The sequence below is a fragment of the Micromonospora rosaria genome (assembly GCF_001567585.1).
In the GTDB taxonomy this organism is placed as follows: domain Bacteria; phylum Actinomycetota; class Actinomycetes; order Mycobacteriales; family Micromonosporaceae; genus Micromonospora; species Micromonospora rosaria.
Genome location: NZ_LRQV01000019.1, coordinates 57,628 through 67,571 on the forward strand (window position 1 = coordinate 57,628; position 9,944 = coordinate 67,571).

General features: G+C 71.6%; 6 protein-coding genes. 2 read left to right on the forward strand and 4 right to left on the reverse strand.

Annotated features, from left to right (window positions below; all coding sequences use genetic code 11):
* The first annotated feature begins 590 nt into the window (after positions 1-590).
* Positions 591-1,286, forward strand: coding sequence for an FMN-binding negative transcriptional regulator (locus AWW66_RS08430; protein WP_067362249.1), 696 nt, complete (start codon positions 591-593; stop codon positions 1,284-1,286).
* A 43-nt stretch (positions 1,287-1,329) separates the two neighbouring features.
* Here AWW66_RS08430 and AWW66_RS08435 read toward each other — a convergent pair whose 3' ends face one another.
* Positions 1,330-4,605, reverse strand: a complete 3,276-nt coding sequence (locus AWW66_RS08435; protein WP_067362252.1) for a non-ribosomal peptide synthetase — start codon at positions 4,603-4,605, stop codon at positions 1,330-1,332.
* 278 nt (positions 4,606-4,883) lie between these two features.
* On the opposite strand from AWW66_RS08435, the gene AWW66_RS08440 reads away from it, so the two are divergent.
* Entirely contained in the window at positions 4,884-6,212 is a 1,329-nt protein-coding gene (locus tag AWW66_RS08440; RefSeq protein WP_067362255.1) for a cytochrome P450, read from the forward strand.
* Positions 6,213-6,292: 80 nt separating this feature from the next.
* Here AWW66_RS08440 and AWW66_RS08445 read toward each other — a convergent pair whose 3' ends face one another.
* From AWW66_RS08445 to AWW66_RS08455, 3 genes are all read right to left on the reverse strand, one after another.
* The gene (locus AWW66_RS08445) at positions 6,293-7,237 is read right to left on the reverse strand and encodes an AfsR/SARP family transcriptional regulator (protein ID WP_067362258.1); all 945 of its coding nucleotides are present in this window, start codon (positions 7,235-7,237) and stop codon (positions 6,293-6,295) included.
* Between the two features lie 22 nt (positions 7,238-7,259).
* The gene (locus AWW66_RS08450) at positions 7,260-8,588 is read right to left on the reverse strand and encodes a lysine N(6)-hydroxylase/L-ornithine N(5)-oxygenase family protein (protein WP_067362261.1); all 1,329 of its coding nucleotides are present in this window, start codon (positions 8,586-8,588) and stop codon (positions 7,260-7,262) included.
* Positions 8,589-8,638: 50 nt separating this feature from the next.
* On the reverse strand, positions 8,639-9,944 hold a 1,306-nt coding region (locus AWW66_RS08455; protein WP_157527276.1), incomplete at its 5' end, for a non-ribosomal peptide synthetase.

Below are 9,944 nucleotides of genomic sequence, written 5' to 3' on the forward strand. Positions count from 1 at the left end.
CCGCGCAGAAATGAGGCGGCGAGTCCGGCCGGAGCGGAGCGGCTCCATCCGCTGCGGGCGGTCTCCCCTTCAGTGGGAGGGGGCAGATATGAGGTGAGGGCCTGCTCTGTTCGAATGACCGCAGAACGTGATAATCGTGGCTCCCACGCCGTCCCCCGTAAGTGTGCGCCTTCGACCCAATCGGTCCGACTGGGTACAACTCAGACAGTATCGTCTCACGCCGATCAAATCAAGGTTGCCGATGTCTTGCGGTGCCTGGGCTGCGAGCCCGGTGCCCTCGGGGACTGTCTGTCACAAGGGGGTGGGACATCTGCGGCAGCCCGAGTGGCCTGCGGTTCGACTCGCGCCGCCTCTCGCCGGAGGGCCTGGTCGGGAACCACCCTTCTCGACTGCTTGCATCTGCGCTGACCAATGCTAATGTCTGATCTGACGCACGATCGCTGAATGAGATGCTCGCGATCATCCGTAATCAGCAATCCACAATGGAATGTCTCCGTCGGCTGGTCGACTCCGCATAGGACGCGACTGCCGGTCCAACCAGCATTCCTCTCCTTGGCATCGACACCGCCAAACCGATCGACGGGATTCAGATGTATGTTCCAGGGCAGTACCGACCAGAGCGTCCGTCATGGTCGTGGGAGATCGTCGACGCGCATCCCCTGGCCACGGTGGTGACGGCGGCCGAGCACCTGCCGGTGGCCAGCCACGTCCCGGTCATCCGGTGGCCGACGCCGGAACCCGCGCCGGACCAGGGTACGAGCACACCGTCGACGGGTGCGGCCGGCGCGGTGCCGACGGACGGACGGTGCAGGCTGGTGGGGCACATGAACAGGATGAACCCCCAATGGGAGGCCATCGGCGCGGGTTGTCCGGCACTGCTGATCTTCACCGGCCCCGACCGGTACGTCTCGCCCGCGGTCTACGGATACACCCCGGCGGCGCCGACGTGGAACTTCACGGCCGTGCACGCGACAGGATGGCTCTCGCCCCTACCACCCGGCGAACCCACCCTCGCGGTCATCCGGGCCACCGTGACGGCACTCGAGGAGCGCCTGGGTGCCGGCTGGGACATGACGGCGTCCCTGCCCTACTTCGATCGCCTGCTACCCGGCGTCGGGGCCTTCGAGATGCGGGTGGAGCGGCTCGACGCGATGTTCAAACTGAGCCAGGAGCAGACCCCGCAGGTACGGTCCCGGGTGGCAGCCGACATCGCCGGCAGCGACTGCGGCCACCACCGGGCCCTCGCCCGCATGATGACCAGGGCCGCCACCCCGAACCGGGACTGAACCCCGCCCTCGGTGCCGGCCGGTGGCTGTACCGCCGCAGACGTCACCCGGTGGCCGCCCGTCCCCCGTGGGGCCGCACCCGGACGCCGGCGGCGGGCGACCCCGCCGTGCTGTCCCGCTCCCCGGCACCCCACGCGACGAGCACGTCGATCTCGTAGCCCAACTCGGCCACGGTCGCCGTCTCGAACAGCACCCGCAGCGGCAGGTCGACCCCGAACTCCTCACCCAGCCGGAACACCACGCGGGTGACCAGCAACGAGTGGCCCCCCAACGCGAAGAAGTTGTCCTGCCGGCCGATGCGCTCGACGCCGAGCACCTCGCTCCAGACAGCGGCCACCACCTTCTCGGTGTCGGTCGCCGCGGCGCGGTACCCGTCGGTCGGTTCCGGGTCCGGCAGCGGTAGCCGATTCCGGTCGATCTTGCCGGAGGCGGTCCGGGGCAGGGCGTCCAGGACCAGGATCAGACCCGGCACCATGTAGTCGGGCAACGTACCGAGCAGCGCCGCGCGCACCGCCAACGGAGTCAGTGACCGCCCGTCCCGGGGCGTGACGTACCCGATCAGGCGGGGCGTCGGCCCCGACCGGTCGCAGAGCACCGCCGCCGCCTCGACCGTGGCCAGGGACCGCAGGCACGCCTCGATCTCGCCCGGCTCGATACGGTATCCGTGGATCTTGACCTGGAAGTCGATCCGCCCGGCGAACTCGAGCGTCCCGTCCGCGCGCCAGCGCGCGCGGTCGCCGGTGCGGTAGAGCCGGTCACCGGGGCCCCCGAACGGGTCGGGTACGAACGAGGCCGCGGTGAGGTCCGGCCGCCCCAGGTACCCACGGGCGAGCCCGATCCCGCCGACGTGGACCTCGCCGTACGCGCCGAGCGGTGCCGGCCGCATCGCGGCATCCAGCACGTACACGCGGAGGTTGTCGATCGGCGCGCCCATCGGTGCCAGATCCGGCCAGCGGTCCGTGGGATGGGTGAGCCGGTTGACCGTGACCACGTTCGCCTCGGTCTGCCCATAGTGGTTGTCCAGGACGGCCTCGGGCAGGGCGGCGAACATCCGGCGGATCCGGTCGTCGACGCGCTGCCGGTCACCGGTGGTGGCCACGTCCCGCAGCGAGGCGAACCGCTCGGGAGACGTCTCGGCCTGCTCGGCCAGGTGTTCGAGGACCACGGCCGGCAGCACGGCGGTGGTGATCCGGTGTTCCTCGATGAACCGGCTCAGGCCGGGCATGTCCCGCCTGATCTCCTCGGGCACGACGACCAGGGTGCCGCCGGTCCACCAGGCCAGCATGACCTCCAAGAGGAAGGTGTCCGGGCTCATCGAGTAGAACTGCAGCACCCGAGGCTGTGCCCGGTAGCGCCCGAGCGTCCAGTTCATCAGATTGAGCTTGGAGCCGTGGGTCATCGCGATGCCCTTCGGACGTCCCGTCGAGCCCGAGGTGTAGACGACGTACAGCAGGCTCTCCGCCCCGGCGCGCGCCGGTAGGTCGTCCGCCGGGTACACCGCGATCCGCTGCCGGGACTCCCGGTCCACGGTGAGCACACGCGGCCGTCCGCCCGCCCCCGTCGCCGCCTCCGTCGCCAACCCCGCCGTGTCCGCGTCCGCCACGACGAGCGCAGCACCCGTGTCCCGGATCAGGAACTCCAACCGGGGCAGCGGGTCCGTCGGGTCCAGCGGCACGTACGCGCCACCGGCCTTGACGATCGCCAGGATCACGACCAGCGCCGTCGTACCGCGCGGGAGACAGACCCCCACCACCGTCTCCGGGCCGACCCCGTGGTCACACAGGTAGCGGGCCCACCGGTTCGCCTCGGCGTTGAGGTGCCGGTAGGTGAGGTGCTCGTCGCCCGACACCACCGCCACCCGGTCGGGATGTGCCTCGACCTGGCGCTCGACATGCGCCGACACGTTCACGGTGTCCGGCGCGGCCGACACGGGCCCGGTACCCCACTCGCCGAGCAGGGCACGCTCCCGCGCGCTCATCGGCAGCAGGGCCGAGACCGGGACGTCCGGCGTGGCCACCGCCGCGGCCACCAGCGCCGTGTACTGGTCGGCGAACCGCACGATGGTGGCCTCGTCGAACAGATCCCGGGCGAAGAGGACCCGCCCGAGCAACTCGTCACCGGCCGTCTCGAACAGGTGCAGCTCGACGTCGAAGCGAGTGGTGACGGTCTCACCGCCGAACTCCGTCACGGTGAGACCCGGCAGCTCCAGATCGCCGCGTTCGACCCCGGTGCCGGTGCTCAGCAGACTGAACAGAAGCTGTACCACCGGGTTCCGGCTCAGGTCACGACGCGGCGCGAGGTCCTCCACGATCCGATCGAACGGGACGTCCTGCCGGGTGAACGCCTCCAGCACGGCGTCCCTGACCCGGGCGACCAGGTCCCCGAAGGACGGGTCACCGGTGAGGTCGATCCGGAACGGCAGGGTGTTGGCGAAAAAGCCCACGGCGCCCCGCAGCTCCGGGTCGGGCCGCCCGTACACGGGGGAACCGACCAGCAGGTCGGTGGCGCCGGTCAGGCGGGACAGCAGCAGGCCGTAGGCGGCCAGGGAGGCCATGAACAGGGTGGCGCCCCGCTCGGCGGAGAGCGCCCGTAGCCCGCCGGCCACCTCGGCGACGATCGGGAAGGTGAACTCCCCGGCCACCGCGGACGGGACGGCGGGGCGGCGGTGGTCCGACGGAAGCTCCAGCGTCAGCGGTGCGTCCGCGAGGTGCCGCCGCCAGTAGTCCACCTGCTCGGCCATGCCGGGCTCGCCCATCCGGACGCGCTGCCGGTGGGCGAAGTCGGCGTACTGCACGGGTCGGGCCCGCGCCGGGGTGGCGCCCCGCGCGTACGCCTGGTACGCCTCGGTCAACTCCTCGGTGAACACGACCAGCGACCAGCCGTCGAACGCGATGTGGTGTGCGGTGCAGAGCAGCACGTGATCGTCGTCGGCGAGCCGGAGCAGGACGGCCCGGAACAGCGGTCCGCTGGCGAGGTCGAACGGGGTCTCCGCCTCGGTCACCGCCAGCCAGCGCGCCGACGCCTCGGGGTCGTCGGCCGCGCCGAGGTCGACCAGCCGTGGCTGCCAGTCCTCCGGACCGGTGACCTGGAACGGCTCGCCGTCGATGAGTTCGACTCGGGCCCGCAGGACCTCGTGCCGCCCGACCACGTGACTCAGGGCGCGTCGCATCGCGCCCTGGTTGAGCCGACCCCGGAGCCGGTAGCCGAACGGAATGTTGTACGCGGTGCGGCCGGGCAGCAGGCGCTCGACGAACCAGAGCCGGCGCTGCGCGAAGGACAGCGGCGTCCGGACTCGCGTGGTGGGGGTGGACTCGGTCATCAGGCTTCCTCCGTGGATACCCCCGCGTGACGACTGGCGAGGAGACGGACTCCTGCGGGAGCAGGACGGCAAGAGAGAGGAGGCCGCCCGGAACGCCACCCGATCGCGGCCACCATCGCGATTCTGGTGACCGGCCGTGTCACCGCGCTGTCACGAGGCCCCCGGTGCGGCGGCGGTCCGCCCGACCCGCCGGGCCGCCGCGGGACAGCGGCGTGACAGCCGGCGCTGCCAGCATGGGGCACGACATGCGTACCCGTCGAATCGGGAGGCGACCAGCCATGACGTTCGTGAACCTACCCGCGTTCGTGAGCCGCGCCGGCCGTGGAGATCCGGATCCGTACCCGAACTTCGACTGGATGCGCTCCACCATGCCGGTCGGGCCCGTCATCGGCCCGGAGGGCCATGGCAGGGCCTGGTTCGTGAGCTCGTACGAGCACGGCCGGGCGTGCCTGACCGATCCGCGGCTGAGCCACGACCGGCGGCACGCCGCGACGGCCACCCCGGACGAGGCGGTGGACGAGGGTGACCTGCTCGGCAAGGACCCGCCGCACCACACCCGACTGCGCCGGCTGGTGAACCCGGTGCTGAGCCGGGGAGCGGTCGAACGGCTACGGCCGAGGATCGTCGAGGTCTGCTCGTCGCTCGTCGACGCCTTCGCCGGACGCGGGAACGCCGACCTCGTCGCCGAGTACGCCTGGCCGATCCCGTGGGCGGTGGTCCACGACTTTCTCGGCATCCCCGATGCGGTACGCATGGACGCCAGCCACTGCATCGACCGGTTTCTCGTCGCCGGGTACCAGGAGCAGCAGCGCCGGGGAGGGCCGACACCCGCGACCGACGAGCTGATGGACTACGTACGGCACCTGATCGCCTACAAACGCGGCAACCCCGGCGACGACCTCATCACCTCCCTGACCGCTGGCCTGCAACGGGGCCTGCTGCGCTCCGAGGCCGAACTCGAGGGGATGCTCTACGTGCTGCTCGGAGCCGGGCAGGTCAGCACGGGCCCGATGATCGCCGCCGCGCTCCTGCGCCTGCTCGAGAACCCCGACCAGCTCGCCCGCGCCCGAGCCGGCCAGGTCAACTGGCGGCTGGTGGTGGAGGAGGCCCTGCGCTACGACTCGCCCGTACAGACCTCGGTGACCCGCTACGCCCTCACCGACCTGGAGATCGCCGGCGTCCGCGTCGCCAAGGGCGACATGGTCATCGTCTCGCTCGCCGCGGCCAACCGGGACCCGTCCACCTTCACCGACGCGGCACGCTTCGACGTCCGTCGGCGCCGCCGTACCCACCTGGCGTTCGGCCACGGGATCCACCTGTGCGTGGGGGCGCCCCTGGCCCGGTTGGAGGGGGAGGTCTGCCTCCGGCTGCTCTTCGACCGACTGCCCACCCTGCGCCTGGCCACGTCGCCGACGGACACCGCATGGGTGCTGGGGCCGAAGCTGCGCAGCCCCCGCCAGGTACCCGTCGTCTTCGACCCGCCGGGGCCGCACCACGACCCGCGCACCTCCCCGGTGGCGGGAACGCCTCCCGCCACCCACCACGACGGGACCGTGGACTCCGTCGGCGGCTGCCCGGTGGACCACGCCGAGCGACCCGCTCCGTGACGCATCCGTGAGAGCCGTCGCGCCGACGCGCCGTGTCGCAGCGGCGGGACCGGTGGGCGCGGCCGAGGTTTCGACGGTCGTCACCTGCCGGGCGGGGGCACCCCCGCCCGGCGGCGCGCCGGTGGCTCCGGTCGCCCGAGCACCGCGTCGGCGATGTGGTCCAGCGGCAACGGCACGCCCACGCCGGAGCCCAGCACCCCCGCCCTCGTCCGCGTGCCCGACGCGGCGGCCCGGGGCGCCGCACGACGCGGGGACGTGGTCGCCTGCACGGGGCGGGCGGGCGTTCCGGGGCGCAGCAGCGCCAGGTACGCCTCGTGCAGCACGTCGGAGGGATCTACCCCCAGCTCGTCGGCGAAACGCTGACGGATGCGCCCGTACGTCCTGATCGCCTCGGCGCGCCTGCCGACCGCCGCCATCAGGCGTAGCAGCCTGGCGTGCAGCGGTTCGTCGAACGGCAGGTACGTGCTGAGCTGCTCGACCAACGGCAGCGCCAGGGTGGCCGCTCCTCGGCGCAGCGCCAGGTCGGCCAGCTCACAGGTACGCTCCAGACGGGTCCGCTCCAACGCCAGCGCCGCGGAATCCATCCGCACCCACTCCGACGTCTCGGTCAGGACCGGACCACGCCAGATGCCCAGGGCCCGCAGCAACAGGTCGAAGCGGGCCGTGCCGTCCTCGGCCCGCTCCGCCTGCTGGATCAGCGCCACGTAGCGCAGCGCGTCGACCCGGTCGGGGGCGACGACGATCCGGTACCCGCCCCCGCACCGCTCGATCCGCACGTCACGCCCGTCGTCACCGGAGACGAGCCGGCGCAGCCGGGCCATCGCACAGTGCAAGGCGTTCCGGCTCGCGTTGCTCTCGCCCCAGGTCAGTGCGGTCAGACGCCCCTCGGTCACCCAGGTGTTCGCGTGGAGCAGCAGGGTGCCCAGCAGACGGGTGATGACGGCGCCCCGCACGTCCACCGGTGCGCCGGCGGCTCGCACCTGCAGGGCGCCGAGGATGCCGAAGGTGAGGTGCTCACTGCGCATGGACCGCTCCTCCCGCTCGGGGTTACGGCGTCATCACCGCCGCAGGTACGACGTCCCGTGATCCGGCCGCGATCGACCGGGTGATCTCCCCGGCCCGCACGGCGGTATTCGACAGCAGCGAGGAGGAGATCCCGTGCGTCTCCTGGGTGCCGCCCTGGAGGTAGACGCCACACTCGACGTCGCTGGTGGTGACCACACGATAGTCGCGCTCGCAGCGCAACGCACCGTCGTCGGCCAGGCGGCAGTACCGGACGAACTCGCCGAGCAGCGGCACCGGGTCGGCCGGCCGGTACCCGGTGGCGTAGACGACCACGTCCGAGGTGAACCACCGGATCTCACCGGTGGGCAGGTGCTCGACCGCCAGCCGTACCGTGTCCGCCCCGTCTTCCACCGCGTGGAGTCGGGACGTGTTCATGACGTGCAGGCGTTGCCGACCGGAGACGCTCTCCTCGTAGACCCGCCGGTACAGCTCGGTGATCAGGTCGGCGTCGACCGCCGAGTAGTTGGTGTTGGCGTGGTAGCCCAGCAGCATCCGCCGGACCGTGGGCGGCGAGTGGTAGAACACGTCCACGGCGGCCGGGTCGAAGATGCTGTTGACGAACGGGCTGTCGTCGGCCGGGCTGTAGCCGAAGCGGGAGAAAACCGAGCGGACCGTCGCCGCGGGAAAGCGCCGGTGCAGGTACTCGGTCACCTCGGCGGCGCTCTGCCCGGCACCCACCACGGTCATGGTCAGCGGCGCGCCGTCGTCGAGCAGCCCGGCGCGGTGCAGCAGCTCCTGGCTGTGCCAGATGCGGTCCGAGCGGGTGACCCCGGGCGGCAGCGTCGGCACCAGGCCGCAGGCGAGGACGAGGTTGCGGGTACGGAGCACCCGGGTCGTCCCGTCCCGGACGGTCAGCACGTCCAGGTGGACGACTCGGCCGTCGGCCAGCACGGGACGGACCCCGACGACGTCCCAGCCGTACCGCACCACGTCGGTGAAGGCCGCGGCGGCCCATTCGAGATAGTCGTGGAACTCGATGCGTGACGGGTACAGGGCCTTCTGGTTGATGAAACTCGGCAGTCGTCCCTTCGCCTGCAGGTAGGCGAGGAAGGTGAACGGGCTGGTGGGATCCCGCAGTGTGGCGAGGTCCTTCAGGAAGGAGACCTGGAGCGTCGCTCCGTCGAGGAGCATGCCCCGGTGCCAGCCGAACCGCTCCTGCCGCTCGACGAAGCCGACGCTCAGCCGCTGCGGAGCAGGCAGTCGCTCGTTGTGCGCGCGGAGCGCGATGGCCAGGGCCAGGTTCGACGGCCCGAAGCCGACACCCAGGACATCGAGGACCGGCCCGGCCGGCGGGTCCAGGAAAGAGTTCATCAGGCTTCCTCCACAGGGTCTCCCCGCCCGGTCACCCGGTCTGGTTGCGGTCATCGCGACTCGCTCCGCTGGCTCTCGATGAACACCGCCAGGTCCTCCACCGTGCGGTGGTCGAAGATGGCGCGCAGTGGCAGGTCGAGCTCGAACATCCGGCGCAGTTCCGCGACCGCCTGGGTGGCGAGCAGGGAGTGCCCGCCCAGGCCGAAGAAGTCGTCGACGACACTGACCTGCTCCAGGTGCAGGATGCGGGCCCAGGCGCCGGCGATCGACGCTTCGAGCTCCGTACGTGGCGCGACGAAGTCGCCGTTCTCGGGGGCCACTACGGGCAGCCGGGCGCCGTCGACCTTGCCGGAGGGGAGCCGGGGCAGCTCCGGCATGGTGACGAAGACCGACGGGACCAGGTACTCGGGAAGCGTCCGGGCGAGTCCGGTGCGGAGGTCCGCAGCGGACGGGGCGAGCAGGCCACGGGCCACCACGTAGGCCACCAGGACCGGATCGCCGTGCGGGCCCGGTACGGCCTGGACGGTGGCCTCGCGGAGCCGGTTGTTGCCCAGCAGGGCGGCTTCGATCTCTCCGGGTTCGATGCGGTATCCGCGGATCTTGATCTGTCGGTCGGTGCGGCCGAGGAATTCGAGGGTGCCGTCGGGGCGCCAGCGGGCGAGGTCGCCGGTGCGGTAGAGGCGTTGTCCGGGTTCGGTGGCGAACGGGTCGGGGAGGAACCGGTCGGCGGTCAGGTCGGGACGACCGACGTACCCGCGTGCCACGCCGGCCCCGCCGAGGTGGAGCTCACCGGGCATGCCGAGGCCGACCGGCAGACCACGCTCGTCGAGCAGGTACGCGGTGACGTTGGTGATCGGCGTGCCGATGGGCGGTCGCACCTGTCCCGCCCGCACCGGTCCGGCGGTGGCGACCACGGTGTTCTCCGTCGGACCGTAGTGGTTCCAGACCGTGACGCCGAGGTCGGAGTGTTCCGGCAGGGTGAGCGTGTCACCGCCGGTGAGCAGGTGACGCAGTCGGCTCTGGGGCAGCCCTCGGCGCAGCAGTACCTGTGCCATCGGGGTGGGCACGAACGTCACGGTCGTCCGGGAGGCCCGGAGGTGCTCGGCCAGCGCCTCGGCGGACGTCTCCACCCCGGCGTCGGGGACGACCAGCCGGGCTCCCGCGAGCAGCGTGCCCCACACCTCCCAGCACGCGGCGTCGAACGACGGGTTGGCGACCTGACTTACCACGTCATCGACGCCGAGCCGGTATCGGTCCTGGTGCCAGTCGATCAGGTTGATGAGGGAGCCGTGCGTCACCGCCACGCCTTTGGGTTGTCCGGTGGAGCCGGAGGTGTAGATGACGTAGGCGAGGTTG

Excerpts from the sequence above, each read along its gene's own strand:
- AWW66_RS08430 (WP_067362249.1), top strand. The coding sequence starts at position 591 with ATGTATGTTCCAGGGCAGTACCGACCAGAGCGTCCGTCATGGTCGTGG.
- AWW66_RS08445 (WP_067362258.1), bottom strand. The coding sequence starts at position 7,237 with ATGCGCAGTGAGCACCTCACCTTCGGCATCCTCGGCGCCCTGCAGGTG.
- AWW66_RS08450 (WP_067362261.1), bottom strand. The coding sequence starts at position 8,588 with ATGAACTCTTTCCTGGACCCGCCGGCCGGGCCGGTCCTCGATGTCCTG.
- AWW66_RS08440 (WP_067362255.1), top strand. The coding sequence starts at position 4,884 with ATGACGTTCGTGAACCTACCCGCGTTCGTGAGCCGCGCCGGCCGTGGA.
- AWW66_RS08435 (WP_067362252.1), bottom strand. The coding sequence starts at position 4,605 with ATGACCGAGTCCACCCCCACCACGCGAGTCCGGACGCCGCTGTCCTTC.